Below are 17,083 nucleotides of genomic sequence, written 5' to 3' on the forward strand. Positions count from 1 at the left end.
GGTAAAATCACATAAAAAATCGGACCGCATCTACCGATCCGATTCCATTGAACATCAAAGCCCAGCTGGTCCAAAACCAGCCGGGCTCTTTTATTTCCTTATTCCATTACTTCCGTAAAATAGATAACTGTTACCGTGTCCTCCATGGTTATGCGCTTCTTGTAAATCTGCTCAAAGTCTGCAACCAGCTCCTCACGGGAGTTGATTTCAGGGTTCTGGACACCCAGGTCCTCAGAAGTGAGGTTGGCCATGGTCTTTACCCGCACCTTGTCCAAAAAGGCGGTATACAGCTTCTTTTTAGGAGTGAACTTCTTGCCGACGGTAATCCAGACGATGGAATTTTCCGGGAACTGCTTGCTCACATCACCCAGACGGACAGTACAGCGCTTGGTACGGGCCTCCAGCATCTTTGCGTGCTTCTCGGCCTGAAAGTTTAATGACATCATAATTCTTCACTCCTAATATTATAAATTTAAGTTTACACAGGTTTCGTCAGAGTCTACAAATTTTCCAATACAGATACAGTTTAACACATTTTTCCGCCATAATAAAGAAAAGTGTACATATTTATTTTCAAAAGCCATCTTTAAAAATACATTTTTCCACCATAAACAGATACAAAAGAGGAGGGCGCCCGGCGCAGCCCTCCTTTTCAATGGATTTACTTATTTGTTTCTTTCTTTTTGTCGGAAACCTTTGGAATTTCCTTCAAAACGGCGTTATTAAGCACAACCTCCGGAATAACAACATTATCGATTGCCCCATAATTGGTGGCAGAAACATTAAACTCCACTGTGCTGGCATCAATAATCGGCAACATACCGCTATCTTCCTTGGAATTGCCCAGAACAGTCCTGGCTGCGGCCCTTATCTGAGGGGTAAGATCTGCATAAAGATTGCGGAACTGGTGCTGCACCTCGTCAATGGTAATGGTACACTCCAAATCCCCCATATTATTCAGCACATCCTCCAGAAGCTTGTTGCCTTCCTCGGTGCTGCCCTTTTTCACATTCCCCAGATTAGCCAGCTTCCAAAAATAATCCTTCACCTTCTGGCCATCCATAACAACAACATAATCCTGCTCTGCCCCCTGGCGCTGCCCCAGGGTAACATTCTTTATTACATCCGGGAAGTCTTCCGCAAGGCTCTTGGCAATGGCCTCCTCCATGGCTTTGTCTGTTGCCGTGCGGTACAAGTATTTATCCCAGCTGCCATCCTTGTTCTGGGAATAAAACTCCATATTCTCCCCATTCTCACGGCAGTAGAAGTTATATCTGGTGTTGCCGCTTGGCATCCCACCCATGGTCATTATAATTTCGCTGGCTCCCTGACAAATAACTGCCGGCTTGGACACGAAATCAAAAGTACCATTAACATTACCTCCTAAGAAGGGGCTGGATAAATCCACCTTAAAAGCTAAGGTTCCATTGTCCATATCCGTAAGGCTGGCCATGGAATTGGTCAGCTGGGTTCTGGCATCCGTCATCTGAACGATAGCAGGCTGAACCTCTTCAGCAAAGGCCTGGGAATCCATAATCCCAGGGGTTCCTAAAGCCAGTGCACAAGCCAAACCTGCTGCCAACAACTTCTTTTTAAATTTCATAGTGCTCATCCTTTCAATTTTCACTTTAGCCTTTTCGCTAACATTTTATTTATTAATTATATTGCTTATCCCCTTGATAAAACAAATTGCTTATCCCCTTGAAATGAAGCCCTTATTCCGTATCCAAAGGCATCTTGCAGGACGGCGGCGGGAAGGCCTCATCCAGTGCCTTCATATCCTCGGAAGTCAGCTGCAAATTTACTGAGGCTGCATTTTCCTTTATATGGACCGCAGAGGAGCTCTTTGGTATGGCAATGGTATGTCCGTTGCGAATATTCCAGGCCAGAAGCACCTGGGTCGGGGTGGCATCATGGGCTCTGGCAATATCCCCCACCACGGGATTTTCCCTTAAGCCCCTGCTTATCCTGCCCCCTTGGGCCAAGGGACAATATGACATCAGGGCAATATCATGGTCCTTCATATAATCAATAAGATCATATTCTATGCCCCGGGAGCCAAGATGATAAAGCACCTGATTTACAAGGCACCTTTCGCCCCCCGGAATCTTTAGGAGCTTCTCCATATCCTTTGTGTCAAAATTGGAGACGCCCCAGCTGCGGACAAGGCCCTCATCCTGCAATGCGTTTAAGCCCTCCACCACTTCAGTGAGGGGGACATTGCCAATCCAGTGATAAAGGTACATATCCAGATAATCCAATCCCAGACGCTCCAGACTCTTTACACAGGATGTACGCATATTATCCCGTCCCGCATTCCAGGGCAGAACCTTGGAAACCACGAAGAGCTCCTCCCGTCTGCCTTCCTTGAAATACTCCTTGACAGCCTTTCCAACCAAGGTTTCCGAGCGGCCGTCACCATACATTTCCGCAGTGTCAATTAAGGTCATGCCGGCCCTTATTCCAGTGAGTATGGCTTCAATTTCTTTTGTCTCCTTTTCTGGCTCATCCCCGATCATCCAGGTGCCAATGCCCAAAGATGGCACAGAAACACCATTTTTAAGCTGAACTTTCTTACTCATAGCTTCAACCTCCATTAGGGATATTATAAACCAATTGTTCAAATTTTTCTTTTGAGGAAAGTTAAAATATTCTGAAAATTTGTTCATTGTCAATATAACAAAATTGTTAGAAAACGTATATTAAAGTTCTATAGAGGTATAGCTGATTATAGGACTATAGTCCCTTTCGTGTTTTTTTATATAGCAGTATAATAGGCACTGTGAGAAATGAGAACGCAGTAAGCCCTTGGTATTACTGAGGTTTCAACTATTCAGGAGGCGAAAACAACATGGATATGGCAATGATTGCTGACGGCATTCTCAAGGCTATCACTTTAGCTGGTGTATATGCTTTCATTAAGTAATTAAACGATACAGATAAAAAGGTCAAACCCTTTTCTACAAGAGGGTTTGGCCTTTTTATTTTTTCATTTCTTATTCTGACCTTTTTAGTAACAGGGCACCCGCCGAAATCAGGCCTTGCGCACCAAAATGCTCTGTCCCATGCCTCCAGCCCCTGCTACAGACAATAGGCCCAATGACCCGTCAGATATTTCCAAAGCCCGCAGCAGGTGAATCATAATAATACCCCCTGAGGCCCCGTAGGGATGGCCATAGGCCAGGGCTCCCCCCAGCATGTTATAACGGTCCAGTAATTCGGGATATTTTCTCTGAAACAGCACATCTATTACTGCAAAGGCCTCATTAAACTCAATGGCGTCCATGTCCTCATAGGAGAAACCCTGACGGGCCAGAAGCTTGTCCGCAGTAAGCATGGCCCCCCGTGGGCTTTCCACCGGGCTTCCCCCAGCGGAACAGGTCCCCAAAATCTCAGCCATTGGCGCAAATGATGGATGATGCTTCAGCCAATGCGCCGACACCAGCACCACAAAGGCCGCCCCGTCATTGATGAGACAGGCATTTCCCGCCGTCAGAAGGGAATCTCCCCCCAACAGCCTTGGCAGTCTGTCCAATAGCCGCTGGCTCATCTTGTAGCGTATCCCATCATCCTCAGATATTCCATCCACGGAAATAATCTGGTCCTTCAAAAGCCCCCTATTGGCGCACTCTGCCGCCAATCTGTGGGAACGGAGGGTCCAAAAATCCAGCTCCTCCTTGGTGACACCCTCGGAGCGCATGGTCTTTTCTGCCCCCAACAGCATGGCGTTTTCTGCCAGCTCCCCCGGTGAAAACTGGGCTGTCATGTAGCGGCCGTCTCCCCCGGAAACCAAGGCAAACCGCTCATCCTTTTCGTCATAGACCCGCATGGGCTGCAAGGAGGAGCTTTCCATACCACCGCAGATATACATATCACCGTTGCCGCTGGCAATCTGGGCATAGCCCATGGCTATGGCCGCCGCCCCGGAGGCACACTGCATATCCACAGTAAAAGCAGGCACTTCCTCCGGAAGGCCTGCCGTCAGACACATTAAACGGGCAATATTGCCCCCGGTGCCCACTGCATTTCCTGCAATAACACCATCTGGCAATACCCCCGCCCCTATTTTCTTCATAATCTCCTGCAGCACAAGAGCCCCCAGCTTTTCCGCCGGGATATTTTTAAACTTATTGTTTTTCGTTACAATGGGCGTCCTCAGCCCAAACAAGACATAAACCTTCCCCACAGCTTACCCCTTGGACTTCATTTACTCCACTTCAAAGGTACCGTTTATGTATTCCTTGCCGTTACCACGCAGTACCACTTTATTGCCTTCGATATCCAGCCAAAGAGGCTCACCGGCAAATACGGCATTTCTGTAGGAAACTTCAAATTTCACCACGTTCTCTGGCAGGGTCTCCAAAAGTCTTTCCATAATGAAAATCCCCGGTACCACAGGAATCTCTGTACGATGAATCTCGTTGGTATCCCCTACGGCAATAACGAAATCCAGGGTCTCCTGACGGGTGAATACGTGCCAGCAGCCCTCTGTATCCACTGCATTGTCCCCTGTAAGCTCAGGGGCAATAAGCTCTGCCTTGGCAGCGGCTTCCTTTGGAGTCAGCAGCATAGTGGTAGTAAGGCTCTCCAGCCCGGAACGGGCCTGGCACAACAGCATACGCTTGGTGGATTTCAGCATCTCCGGCTCGTAGGTATCCCCCTTGTAGGTATCTGCGCTTTCCTTCTGCCACAAATTCTTTATAATCATTACGCCATCGTAATCGCCGCCTCTTAAGCGGCCTGCTATTACTGCTAATTCTCTGTTCATAGTAACTCCCTCAAAGCTTCCTTGTTTACCTTGCCTCTATCGTTTAAGGGCAGCATTTCCAAAAAGACCAGCTTCTTTGGACGCTCCCTTTCATCCACGTATTGTCCCACGTCCCGGCGGAACTTCTTTGAATCCGTATGGCCATCTGTCACCACAAAGGCGGCAATTTCCTGGCCTCTGGTGTCATCCTCAAAGGGCAGTATGGCCACATCCTTCACCCTGTCCATATTTCTTATCTGCTGCTCCAGCTTCAGACAGCTTATCTTGTAGCCACCCTTGTTGATCCAATCAGTTACCCGGCCATTGAAGATAATTTCCCCATCATCATTGATATAGCCTGTATCATCGCAGCAATAAGGTGTCTTTATGCCGCTGACATGGAAAGGGGTATCCACAAAGAGCTTTCCCTCCACGGACTTCACATCCACCCCTGGGAATGGCTTCCCAAGATTTCTGGAATCCTTGTCATCCAGCTTCAGATGCTTGTAGGAAATATAGTTGAGCTCCGACGTGCCATAGTACAGAATAATATCCGCCCTGCTAAAGGTCTTTCTGAGGGCCCGCTGGGCTTTCAGACTGATAAGCTGAGACCCTGCGATTATCTGCTTCACATAAGGATTGTCTCCCCTGGCTGCAATGCCCAATATCTGCAATTTGGCTGGCACCATGTAAATGTGGGTGGCACAATTGCGCATAATCAGCATACTCCAGTAATTTCCGCTAATACGGCGGCAGGTCACCACAGAGCCCCCTGCTGCCAACACCGACATAAACATATTAAGGTTCCCCGTAAAGCTCATGCTTCCATGGAGGAACATAACAGTGTCTGCATCCACACAAAACACCTTGTTCTGCTCCTGGAACAAGCCCGCCCAGCTTTCGTAGGTGCGGTACAAGACCTTGGCCACTCCCGTGGACCCCGAGGTCAGTGCCCCCATTACATCCCATGGGTAATGGTCCTCCACCGCCTCGTCCAGCAGGAGGAAATTATTTTGAATGGCTCCCACCTGCCACATGCCGTAAATGTTGTTTTCCTGCATTATGGCTTCCACCGCATCAGAGGAATAGCCCTGATGCATCAGAATAGGAACAGCCTCCAGCTTCTCTAATGCCAAAAAGGCCCCGACTTGATAGACAGGACCTTCAGCTATTATCAATATTGGTTTGTAGGGCTTAATCCCCTTTTCAGACGCACTTATAGCCAGTCCATCCACAAGATCCAGAAGGGAACTGTAGGTAAATCTTTCCCCGTCACAATCCAGCATCAACTTGTCCGGCATAACACTGCTCTGCTTTTTAAGCAGTTCATAGTAATTATCCATGTCGCCTTTTATTCACTCCCCAGAGCTTTATTTACCCTTACCCCAATGAACGCTCCTAAAATACATTTTACTACATCTCCGGGGATAAATGGAAGTACTGCCTGCATAAAAGCGGCCTTTAATCCAATATTTAGGACTAACATCATGGAAATCAGTCCCCCAATATAAGTTATGGGAATACTTACAATAATTCCTACTAATATATAGCGCTTAAGATTTACATTTGCCCCCTTGAAATATGACAGGGCTGTAAAGGCCACTACCCAGGCAAAGTAAAAGCCGCCTGTTGGACCCAGCAGACGCCCCATGCCCCCGGTGCCTCCCGGCAAAATTGGCAGACCTGCCACCCCTCCAAGGATAAGATAGGCCACCAATGTCATAAATGTCTGCTTCGGCGTCAGCACAAAGGCTGTAAAGCACATGGCTGCAGTGGAGGCCACCACCATGGCCGGAGTAAATGGCAAGGGAAAGGCAATATAGGCCGAAACGCTGATAACCGCCAGGCACATGGCCATTTTGGATAAGGCCTTGACGGAAATATTCTGCTGAACTGCAACACTCTGACTCATTTTAACAACACTTGCCTTTCTGATTATGTTTTGCATAATTGCCCCTACGGGGCAGCTTTTTTTTTCGGATAACTCCGTTATTCAGTATACCCCCCTCCCCCCTTTTCGTCAACCGTTAGTTAACTTTAGGTTGACGTTTTCGTTAACCAATCCTTTAATAACATTTTCCCTTCCTCATAATTGTTTAACAATTTTTTGGTGCCATATAAGAAATATAAACTTTTATCCTTAATTCCATTTACAATTTTCTATAAACATCATATAATTAGATAGAAATGGTGGTGAATGAAAAATGGATAAAATTGACAAGCAAATTTTGAAGCGTTTACAGGAAAATGCCCGCGTAACTATTTCCGTTCTTAGCTCCGAGATTTCCCTTTCCATGCCTGCTATCAGTGAGCGTCTTAAGAAGCTGGAGGCCTCCGGGGTGATTAAGCAGTACACTGCTATCCTCGATCCGGAACTGATGGATAAAAACCTCACAGCCCTGGTTAATCTTGGCTTCGACAACCCTTCAAAGGCTGACGATTTTAAGAACTTCGTCCGTAATGAGTCCGACATCAAGGAATGTTTCTACATTACCGGTGATTTTGACTACTGCCTGAAGGTTGTGACCCACAATACCCAGACATTGGAAAATCTCCTTACCCGTATCAAGGAGCAGGCGGGAGTTACCAAGACCCAGACCATTGTGGTTCTGTCCTCCATTGTTGACAGACCATCCGTTGTACTTGAGTGACAACTTAATTAAACTGCAAACAAAAACTGTGGATGTACCCTTTATGGGGTTATCCACAGTTTTTAAATTTGTCTGATATATTTTCAATTATTCTGTACAGGAGAAATTGTTACGGCTGACGTCTGTCCTCTCCATCTGTTATAACCTTTTTCCACCCATAATACTGGGCATACATAATATTATGACTGCCTTCCATTCGTGGCTCCAAATCTGCCCCCCAGGCCAATATTTCCGTATTCCAGGTAAAACATCTATTAAACCAATCTTCCAAGTCATCAGCGATTGGCGGCACATCTATCTGATGCACCACCACCAGCTCCTGATTGGCGTGGGCATTAATATAGTCTATACGGTGATTCCACTGTTCATACACATTCCATTCCACATGGAGAAGGATACCCACCATAACCAGCCAAATAGCTGTAACAAGGCAAAAAACTCCCCTGCACAGGGCAATATGCTTCTTTGCAAAGCATTCCAGAACAGACATCAGTTCCCGCAATGCTGTCAAGGAGATAATTGCCACGCAGACAGTGGGAAAAAAACCCGCCCGGGCCGAGGCCATTGGCACAAACATCATAATAACCATAACCACCAGGGCCGCAGAAAAAAACACCCCCTGAAACATGGTAGCTTTGTTCAGCCTTTGACCTGACGGAAGGCGACAAATATAGAATGCCACAGGCACTAATAATGGCAGCCAGCATTTCATAACCGGCCAAAAACACTCATCAAAATTGATTAAAAACATTAAGGAGGTCCAATACTTTTCCGGTGGCAAGGCAGGATTGTATTCAAATTCCCGCTGGAGCTCCAGCCGATGCATTTCTCCCGGGGCCTGGGTCAACATCAAGGTTCCCACGCAAAGGAAAACAAACCCTACCACCATCCATCTTTCCAGCTGCCCCTGTCGCCAGAAATATATTAAGGCAAAAAAAGTAATAAAGGCAACTGCTGCTGCCCCGGTTTCCACTGACCAGCCAGCGGCCAAGCCGCTTACAGCCATGACTGGAACACTCCACCCTGGTGGATTTTCCCAAAAATCACTATGCCAATATTTTAGGCAATAGGGCAGAAGAAACAAGCATTCCAGCAGAGCCATCCAGAGATACACACAGCTGCCGCACATCCATAGCACCGTTAAAAAAGGATCTGGCAGTAAAAACCACACAGCTATAATCAACCATATCATGTAGGTTCTATTCATGTGCTTCAGAATTTCGCCGGTGCCCAAACGGAACATCAGGACAATCAGCGCCACGAAAACAACAGTATTTAAAATATTGAAGGGCAGCTTACCCTGCCATGCGAAAAATTGAGTGAGGCCAATCCCCAGTATTCTGCCGCCCCAAGTAAAGTAATGGGACCACTGGCTGACTACAATATCGTAAAATGACGTTATCCGTACCCGTTCGCCTACTCCGTCCAAAAGATTCCCCCGATCAGCCCCATCCCAGATAAAGGCATAGGGTATATCGTCAGATACTAATGGAAGAAGCATATTACGCACAAAAAAGACAGATGCCACCACCAATAAAATTGCCTGCCAGGACAACCAGGAGGGCAGTACAGTCGTATTTTTTTCTATCCTTACCTCATTATGCTCTGCCATGTTATTCTTCTCCAACCCTTTCCCAGTCAAATTCCTTATCAATATGAATACATTTTAAGCCATAATATTGAGCAAACATATTGGAGCGGTTATCCTGGGGCTTGTATTCCAAATCCATTCCATAAATCAAGTGATATGTGGACACAGCCCGAAGCCCCATCCATTCATCCAAATCGTATGGAATATATAAGGCCGCAACGACAATTTCATCGTCATTGCGATGCTGTTCCACATACTCCATGCGACCTTGCAGCTGTTGGGCAACGGAGGTTTCTATATATAATGCCCCTACCAAAGTGAAAACCACGTAGACAAGAGAAGCCATTCCCAACACAAAAAAGGACCTGCGCCACCACAGAGATGATTGACACTTCTCCTTCAGAAAGGGTATACATTCACGAAGAGCAGCCGTAGATGCTATTGTCAAAAAAAGGGTGGAATGAAAGCCGGTATGTAATTTAAATTCCGGCGCAAACATCATTAAAAACAGCACTTCCATACCAGCCCCGGTAAAGGCCATAATATAATACTTCACATCCCGGGTCTTTTTCCCCTTGATGAAATAAATTATAAGGGGCAAAAACAAAAAAGACTCCAAGAGGAAAATTGGCAGGAACCCCTCGGTGAAATTTCTGTAAAACATTTCAAAAGTAAATAGCTTATCCGCCGATAATACATATTCCGGTTCATATTGCAGCATGAATTCTTCACGCATAATAGAGCCCGGTGCCAGCATCAACAGCAGGCATCCTATAATGGCTCCCACTGCCCCGGCCACCATCCAATGCTTAAGATAACCCTCACGACGATAATAAGCCACCAATGACAGCCCCAATAAGGACAGAGTAACCAAACTGCCCCCTTCCTCGGACCAGCCAGCCAACAGCCCCAAAAGGGCCATAGCCGGTATTGACCATTTAGACCATTGCCGCCCAAAATCATCGGTTCTATAGGCCAAGGCGTATGGCAGCAAAAAGGCACACTCACACATGCCAGTCCAAAGATAAACGCAGGCCCCGGTCATCCAAATCATGGTGGTAATGTAATCAAAAATCCCAAAGTTAATTCCCAAAATGGCCCACAAAAAACAACCCTTTGCTTTGGTAGGCAATTCAATCCTTCCCATGGCCAACCAATATATGAGCATCATCAATAACAGATATACTGCTGTATCAGCCATGTCAAAGCCTACGCCGTGCTGCCAGGCAAAAAACTGAATTATCAGCATGGAGAAGGTACGCCCTCCCCATGTAAAATAATGGGTCCATTGAGAAGAAATAACATCCCCAAAGCTTTCAATTCTTTGCCGTGGTCCTATATCATCCATAAGATTGCCGCCATGCTCCGGATCCCATATAAAAGCATAGGCGTAGTCATCCCCCGCCATGGGCATTAAATTATTTCGCCACAAAAAAATTGTGCCGAAAACCAGTAATATAACCTGCCATGGTATTTTTTCCCACAGCTTGGCAATGCCTCGAAACATGCTTACAAACACCTCAATAGCTTTATTTTATCTCTTTCCCCTTGTAGATACCGCTAACTATCATAAACAGCAACGGAATAACAAATACGCCCAGGATAGTACCCACAGTCATACCACCTACCACGGCCACACCCATGCTGCAGCGTGATACACTGCCGGCTCCATCCGCAAAGGCCAAAGGCAAGCAGCCAACCACGAAGGCAAAGGAAGTCATAACTATAGGTCTGAACCTTAATTTGGCAGCCGTCATAACTCCCCTCAAAGGACTCATTCCTGCATCCACACGGGTCTTGGCAAATTCCACTATCAAAATCGCATTTTTAACAGTAAGCCCCACTATCAGGAGAATACCTATCTGAGAAAAGATGCTTACAGGCATACCCACCAGTGCCATGGCCAGCAATGTCCCGCCGATTCCCAGGGGTACAGACAGCAGAACTGCCACTGGCAGACTCCAGGACTCGTAAAGGGCCACCAGACAAAGGAACACAAACAAAATACCCAGAGCCAGAATATAGATAACCTCATGCTGGGCCTTTTTCTCCTGCTGGCTGTCCTTGGACCAGGCCAGGCGGAACCCTGTTCCGATTACCTTGTTGGCAGCCTCCTCCAAAGCATCCATGGCCTCACTGGAGGAATATCCTTCTGCAGCGGTAACCGTCACCTGCATACTGCGTATGCCATTATAGCGGCTGATATAGGCCGGCCCCACGCCCTTTGTGCATTGGACCAGACTGCTTATTGGCACCATTTCCCCATCCTCGCTACGGACAAACAAATAGCGCAAATCCTCCTCGGTTTCCCTAAAGCCCAGATCTGCCTGAATTACCGTCTTATATACTTGGCCAAAACGATTGAAATCGTTGACCTCCTCCCCACCAAACATGGCTTCCATGGTGGTGTAGATATCATTAATATTCACCTTTAATTCCTTGGCCCGATCTTCATTTACCTTAAAATCCGCATAAGGGGTATTGATGGAAAAACCGATTTCCACCTCATCCAGCTCCTCACACTTTTGAGCCTCCAGATACAGGGCGGTGGCCAAATTGTTAAGCTCCTCATCAGTATGACCACTCACATCCATTATCTGCATAGAAATATCCTTGGACACGAATGGGGCCACCACCAGCCCGTTGGCCTCCGGCACAGTCTGTTCAATAGCTTCGTTGGCAGCATCCAAAATATCCACGGTGTCAATACCCAAATCCTTACGTACATCCCAGTCCTTCAGTGCCACGAACATTATGCCGGCATTTGATTTGGTGGTGTCACTGAGCAAATCAGCTCCAGTAACCCCCACAATACTGTCCAAAGCCTCATATTGCAGCATATTTTCAGTCAGTCTGTTAATGGAATCCACCGTGCGATTCATGGAGGTACCCTCAGTAAGATTCAGGCCCACCATATAATAGCCCTGGTCCTCCCCCGGAATAAACTCCGTAGGCAGCAACCGATAGCATACAACGGTTGCCAATGTCATAATTGCCAGCCCTGCTAATATCTGTTTTGTGCGTCTTAGGCACCATCCCAGTCCCTTTAAATATTTCTGCTGGCAGAGCCGGAAATATTTCTGGAACCAGGCCAGTATTCTGAGACTTTCCACCTTTTCATTCCATATAGGCAATATAAGCACGCAAAGGGCTGGTGTAAGTGAAAGGGCCACAAGGGCAGATATTCCCATGGACACGGCTATAGTCAGGGCAAACTGACGATACAAAATACCTGTCATGCCTTCAAAAAAGGCTACTGGCAAAAATACCGCCAGCAATACAAAGGCTATGGCAATAACTGGCTTTTGAACCACTCCCATGGCTACTCTGGTGGCTTCCTTTATGTCCGTGACGCCTCTCTCCCGCTCCTGCATTACGCATTCCACAACTACAATGGCATCATCCACCACAAGGCCGATGGCCAGAATAAGGGCAAACAGGGTAAGAAGATTCAAGGTAAACCCCAACAGCTTAAAGGCGATAAAGGTGGCGATTAATGATACTGGTATGGTCAAAATAGAAATAATGGTCGCACCACGGCTCTGCAAAAACAGGAACATTATTATCATTACCAAGAAGAGGGCCTCAAAAAAGGTATAGGAAACCTCCTGCATGGACTCAGAAATGTACTTGGAGCGATCCACCACTATCTTGCATTCCATATCAGGTGGAAAGGTCCCCTCAGCCTCCTCCAGGATCTCACGTACCTTTTGAATAGTCTCCAAGGCATTGGCATTATCCGCCAAAGTGATACCGTAGGCAGCAGCTGGCTGGCCATTCACGAAGGACAAGTAACGTGTGTCCCGTGGTCCCTCATTTACCCTGGCCACATCTGACAATCTGGTAATACCGCCCTTGTCTGACTGTAAAACTATTTTTTCAAAATCAGCCGGCGTCTTCTTGCTGTTCATTACACGGCCAATTAATTGCTTTTCCTGAAAATCCGTTGCCGGGAGCTTACCAAGGGAGCCCACTGCAGGACGGGTATTCTGCTCCTCAATGGCCTCTGAAATATCTTTAACGGTCAGTCCCCGCGCAACCATTTTATCCGGCTGAAGCCATATCCGCATGGCGTAATCCTCGGAGTATTCATCCACACCGCCTACACCAGAGACCCTTTTTATCTGGTCAAGAAAATATGTCTTGGCATAATTCTGCAAATACACGCTGTCATAGGTGCCATTTGGTGAACACAATGCCATAACAAAGATAGTATCCTTTGTACTGCGGGATACCTGCAAGCCCTGGGTCTGAACCGCCTGGGGCAACCGGGGAAGAACGGCCTGTAAACGGTTCTGAACATTAACGGTGGCAATATCACCATTGATGCCATAATCAAAGACCACATTCAGCTGATAGCTTCCCGATGAATCAGCATAGGAGCTTAATGAGTCAATGCCTTCAATTCCCCGTATTTCGTTTTCGATAAGCTTTGCCACTGTATCCTGCAATACCTGGGAGTCTGCTCCCGGATACTCAGCTGTAACATTGACAGTGGGCTGATTCATATTGGGATATTCCTCTATTGGCAGTCTGATGACCGCCAATATTCCCAACAGTGTCAGCAAAATAGCCCCTACTACTGCCTGTAGTGGGTGTCTGATAAAATACTGTGCCAATATTATTCCCCCGCTATTTACCCCAAAATAAGGGGCAACTAATTCATCTCAAATACCAGCTTGTTCTCGTCTCCGGATGATAAATATCTACGTCTATAAAAATCATTCGTGACTGAATCAATAATATAATCCCTAAAAGAATATTTTCCTTCATTGACTATGGCAAGAACATCGTATGGTTCCCCATTATCCCTTGCAATGAGCTTAACCGACTGATGGGCCTCATCCTCCAGAAAAAGGGAAATTTCCAGCTGAACTGACTTGTTCTGGGCCCTTTCCACAGCATTCATCCCCAAATCCTCCACCAAAAGGCTAAGGCGCATTATCTTTGCCGAAGGTAGCTTCCAGCTCTTTAATTCATCGCTGACAACACGTGATAAGGCTACTACCTCCTCCGTTACGGCATTTATATCATAAGAGCACTGTCTTGCCATTTTTTTCTTGTTAAACAGGAAAATATTATCCCGGTCCGGCCATAGCTTTATAACTACTAAATTAAATAAAAAGGCCAATAAATATCCCGTACCTGCCCCCAGCCACAAGCCATACATTCCCCAGACTGACCCGAAGTACATGCCCAATACAGGAAAAACTATTAGCAAAAGAGTTTTAAGGATAAGGCCATAATTACGTTCTTCAATGTAAATATAATAATTTGTGTAAATCAGTGTTGTCCCCAAAAATACCAAAAAAATAAGGAAACAGCGCAAGGAAGTAACTATTTCCCCTATAAGCTTCTCCTCCTCCACCCCAAAAAGCATTGGTAAAAGAAAGGCAAAAGAGCCTGCCACAAGGGAAATAGCCAAGCTCATAATTACTGTACACGCTATCCCCAGCTCCATGGTTTTTTTAACGCTGGGGTAGCTACCCTCAGAATGATACTGACAAACCATGGGCTGCAGGCAATCCACCACGCCAGTATACAGAGCCACCGCCAACACCAAAACATTTGTAATAACGGTTACAATGATGATATGGCTCTCCCCCCACTGAGAGATAACATAAAAGGAAAAAATAAGGGGGAGCATGGATAAATAAAGGGTATCCACCGAATGATAAAAGCTATAGATGAACCCCCGCAGAATTTCACGAAAATTATAATACCACACAAAGGAAAGTCTGCTTTTATTTGAAAACAAAAAAGCACACTGCACAATACAGGATATAAATGTTCCCAGCAAGGTTGCAAGGCCTATACCAAAGGTTCCCAAGGTTCTACATAAGACTATATTCAGAATAATATTGGCCACAAAGGCAATGGCTGACGCCCTGACACATACCTGTTCCTCTCCATCCTGTATCAGAAAGGTATAGAACAAGATATTAAGAAAAACCACGGGAGGCAACCATTTCAGGCCATCATAATATCCTCTGGCATGGACCATATACTCCGGTGAAATTTTCCAAAAGGAAAGAAGCTGCTCCTGGAATATATTCAACAATAAAACCAGCATCAGCCCCAGTCCCACAGACAGCATTATGCCCTGACTGAACAGGCGATTTACTTCATCCCGATCCTCCTGCCCCTGGGCATAGGCCGCCAACATTCCCAACCCATCTGCAATGAGATAGCTTAAGAAAAACAATATTGTCATTAAGGGAAAAACCAAGGACATGGCCGCCACTGCGTCGTCATTTATAAACTGACCGGCTACGATATTATCCGACAGCATCAAGATATAGGACAACGTCATGGCTACCATGGCCGAAGTAAACACTGACCAAAATCTGGTAGAAATAACCGTTTTCTTCCGTAATACTGAGAAAAAACTCATGATAACAGCTCCAACACAGCTTTATCCTTATCCTGTAAGCCCTTAATCATTTCATCCACCGATTCGGCAAACCGGCCCATCATTCCCTCAGAATAACGGCTGGCATCATATTCCAGCTTTAAGCGGTAGGTGCCATCATCCTCGCACACCACATGGATGTCCAAAGAATTTTCCACTGCCGACGCTTTGTTTTGCGGTAATTCCTGAATCGTAGCCACCGTACCACAAAGAGGGATTTCACCGCTGACATTGCCCATTATATTGCCCTTTTGCAAGATAAAGGTGGCACATTCATCCTCCAGCCCCTCTTCATATACGGTCTCAAGACTATCGCGATGCTGGAAGCCTTCTTCTACCCGCTGTTTCAGGTCTTCAAGGAAGGCACCAACACTTATGTCCTTATCGAAATCATATCGAACTGGTATCTGGGTAAGCATCAGACCCATCAATCGCATTTCCGCCCTGGTGGTGCGGCCATTATGTACATAGCTCATAATAGCGCTGGAGCTGCCGGTGGATTTGGCGATGGCCAGCATCATGGCTCCCAGCAAAAATGTATGCTCAGGGTAATTCGTTTCCTTGAAAAGGTCCTTTTTAATATTCTTCAAGGTAGCAAAATGAGCATTAAAATTCCAAGAACCCTCATTTCTGTCACTTGGTGGAAGATGCTTGCTTTCATCGAAGTCCGCCAGCATATTGCGCCAATAGGCTGCACCGGCTTCATTTTTTGGTTTGGAGCATAGCTCTCTTATATACTCGGCATAACTGTACCCTGTTTGTTTTACTGGTTTTCCCAAATAGCGGTTATCCACTTCCCGGAAAAACAGCAATGCCGTTGCCACACCATCCATTATTACATGATAAAAATCCACATATAGATATTTTCCGGATGGGACAATAATCAGATATATGTGGAATAATGGCCTGTCTATAATCTGATATGGCTTTTTCAGCTCCAGCTTGCGTTTTTCAAATTCCGCTTCTGACAGGGACTCAATACGCACCTTTGACAAGGTTCCGTCAAAACGCTGGGATATTTCACCTGTCTCCGGGTGGAATAATATACGGCAACGGAATATATCATGGGCAGCCAGGGTATCATTGATGGCTCCTGCCAAACGCTCCATATCAATGGAATCATCCAGCTTGGCCAGGCCCCCTTCATTCATCATGGTAGATTTTGCCTTCTGAAAATGGGTATCCATCATCCAGCGCTGAATTGGGCTGAGGGGGTAAAACTCCCCAAGGCTGTCATCTGCTACCCCGTCCTCTTTTTCTTTATCGGTGTGAACAATTTCCACAAAACGATTGAAGCCCGTCATGGCAAAGACCTCGTCCACTTCTTCCTTGGGATCTACAACCTTGAATTTAATATTTTCCTTGTCCGTCCACTTTTTGGCCACCAGAATGGAACGTAACCCTGCCGATGAGAGATAATCAAGCTGGGACAAGTCCATCTGCAGCTCATCAAAATCATTGGTAAACTTTTCCAAGGTTTCATCGAACTCTGGGGAGGTATTGGCATCAAGCCGCCCCACCAGCTTCACCACTATTACGCCATCCTTGGATGGATCCTTTTTTATATCAATAACTAGCTTCATAATCTTATTTCCCCTTTACATTATCTGCTAGTATATACGACTATTCTTCATAATTATAACGCCATTGTTCAAATTTTTCCCATTTTTTCCATTGGATTT

The 17,083-nt window shown here is 46.1% G+C and carries 13 protein-coding genes; 1 reads left to right on the plus strand and 12 read right to left on the minus strand.

The annotated features are described in order from the left end of the window. Positions 1-98 precede the first annotated feature (98 nt). The 7 genes from T525_RS0106235 to T525_RS0106265 all read right to left on the minus strand — a co-directional run bounded on the left by T525_RS0106235 (position 99) and on the right by T525_RS0106265 (position 6,695). Positions 99-446 carry an ASCH domain-containing protein gene (locus T525_RS0106235; protein WP_027406498.1) on the minus strand — a complete coding sequence of 116 codons (348 nt, stop codon included), beginning with the start codon at positions 444-446 and terminating at the stop codon, positions 99-101. A gap of 215 nt (positions 447-661) precedes the next feature. Next, entirely contained in the window at positions 662-1,603 is a 942-nt protein-coding gene (locus T525_RS0106240; RefSeq protein WP_027406499.1) for a hypothetical protein, read from the minus strand. A 112-nt stretch (positions 1,604-1,715) separates the two neighbouring features. After that, on the minus strand, positions 1,716-2,582 hold the full coding sequence (locus T525_RS0106245; protein WP_027406500.1) for an aldo/keto reductase: 867 nt from the start codon (positions 2,580-2,582) through the stop codon (positions 1,716-1,718). A gap of 452 nt (positions 2,583-3,034) precedes the next feature. Next, positions 3,035-4,186 (minus strand): thiolase family protein, encoded by a 1,152-nt coding sequence (locus T525_RS0106250; RefSeq protein WP_027406501.1) that lies wholly within the window; start codon positions 4,184-4,186, stop codon positions 3,035-3,037. Positions 4,187-4,207: 21 nt separating this feature from the next. Beyond that, entirely contained in the window at positions 4,208-4,768 is a 561-nt protein-coding gene (locus T525_RS15570) for a hypothetical protein (RefSeq protein ID WP_027406502.1), read from the minus strand. Beyond that, positions 4,765-6,090, minus strand: coding sequence for an AMP-binding protein (locus tag T525_RS14490; RefSeq protein WP_027406503.1), 1,326 nt, complete (start codon positions 6,088-6,090; stop codon positions 4,765-4,767). The genes T525_RS15570 and T525_RS14490 overlap by 4 nt, the downstream gene beginning before the upstream one ends. A gap of 8 nt (positions 6,091-6,098) precedes the next feature. Further along, positions 6,099-6,695, minus strand: a complete 597-nt coding sequence (locus tag T525_RS0106265) for a biotin transporter BioY (RefSeq protein WP_232219192.1) — start codon at positions 6,693-6,695, stop codon at positions 6,099-6,101. A gap of 256 nt (positions 6,696-6,951) precedes the next feature. Between T525_RS0106265 and T525_RS0106270 the strand changes: the two genes are divergently transcribed. After that, positions 6,952-7,398, plus strand: a complete 447-nt coding sequence (locus tag T525_RS0106270) for an Lrp/AsnC family transcriptional regulator (RefSeq protein ID WP_027406505.1) — start codon at positions 6,952-6,954, stop codon at positions 7,396-7,398. A gap of 109 nt (positions 7,399-7,507) precedes the next feature. On the opposite strand, the gene T525_RS0106275 is transcribed toward T525_RS0106270, so the two are convergent. From T525_RS0106275 to T525_RS0106295, 5 genes are read right to left on the minus strand one after another with little or no spacing between them, the layout of a single operon-like run. Then, on the minus strand, positions 7,508-9,010 hold the full coding sequence (locus tag T525_RS0106275; protein ID WP_027406506.1) for a DUF6056 family protein: 1,503 nt from the start codon (positions 9,008-9,010) through the stop codon (positions 7,508-7,510). Position 9,011: 1 nt separating this feature from the next. Then, positions 9,012-10,496, minus strand: coding sequence for a DUF6056 family protein (locus T525_RS0106280; RefSeq protein WP_027406507.1), 1,485 nt, complete (start codon positions 10,494-10,496; stop codon positions 9,012-9,014). Between the two features lie 22 nt (positions 10,497-10,518). Beyond that, positions 10,519-13,608, minus strand: coding sequence for an efflux RND transporter permease subunit (locus T525_RS0106285; protein ID WP_027406508.1), 3,090 nt, complete (start codon positions 13,606-13,608; stop codon positions 10,519-10,521). A gap of 38 nt (positions 13,609-13,646) precedes the next feature. Continuing rightward, entirely contained in the window at positions 13,647-15,383 is a 1,737-nt protein-coding gene (locus T525_RS0106290; RefSeq protein WP_027406509.1) for an MATE family efflux transporter, read from the minus strand. Continuing rightward, positions 15,380-16,984 carry an anti-sigma factor antagonist gene (locus T525_RS0106295; protein WP_027406510.1) on the minus strand — a complete coding sequence of 535 codons (1,605 nt, stop codon included), beginning with the start codon at positions 16,982-16,984 and terminating at the stop codon, positions 15,380-15,382. Before T525_RS0106295 ends, T525_RS0106290 begins: the two co-directional genes overlap by 4 nt. Between the last annotated feature and the right edge of the window lie 99 nt (positions 16,985-17,083).

Origin of the sequence: Anaerovibrio sp. RM50 (genome assembly GCF_000622005.1) — a bacterium.
Classification (GTDB): Bacteria; Bacillota; Negativicutes; order Selenomonadales; family Selenomonadaceae; genus Anaerovibrio.

Bases quoted from the DNA above. Each gene is read 5' to 3' on its own strand.
- T525_RS0106235 (WP_027406498.1), bottom strand. From the start codon at position 446: ATGATGTCATTAAACTTTCAGGCCGAGAAGCACGCAAAGATGCTGGAG.
- T525_RS0106240 (WP_027406499.1), bottom strand. From the start codon at position 1,603: ATGAAATTTAAAAAGAAGTTGTTGGCAGCAGGTTTGGCTTGTGCACTG.
- T525_RS0106245 (WP_027406500.1), bottom strand. From the start codon at position 2,582: ATGAGTAAGAAAGTTCAGCTTAAAAATGGTGTTTCTGTGCCATCTTTG.
- T525_RS15570 (WP_027406502.1), bottom strand. From the start codon at position 4,768: ATGAACAGAGAATTAGCAGTAATAGCAGGCCGCTTAAGAGGCGGCGAT.
- T525_RS14490 (WP_027406503.1), bottom strand. From the start codon at position 6,090: ATGGATAATTACTATGAACTGCTTAAAAAGCAGAGCAGTGTTATGCCG.
- T525_RS0106265 (WP_232219192.1), bottom strand. From the start codon at position 6,695: ATGCAAAACATAATCAGAAAGGCAAGTGTTGTTAAAATGAGTCAGAGT.
- T525_RS0106270 (WP_027406505.1), top strand. From the start codon at position 6,952: ATGGATAAAATTGACAAGCAAATTTTGAAGCGTTTACAGGAAAATGCC.
- T525_RS0106275 (WP_027406506.1), bottom strand. From the start codon at position 9,010: ATGGCAGAGCATAATGAGGTAAGGATAGAAAAAAATACGACTGTACTG.
- T525_RS0106280 (WP_027406507.1), bottom strand. From the start codon at position 10,496: ATGTTTCGAGGCATTGCCAAGCTGTGGGAAAAAATACCATGGCAGGTT.
- T525_RS0106290 (WP_027406509.1), bottom strand. From the start codon at position 15,383: ATGAGTTTTTTCTCAGTATTACGGAAGAAAACGGTTATTTCTACCAGA.
- T525_RS0106295 (WP_027406510.1), bottom strand. From the start codon at position 16,984: ATGAAGCTAGTTATTGATATAAAAAAGGATCCATCCAAGGATGGCGTA.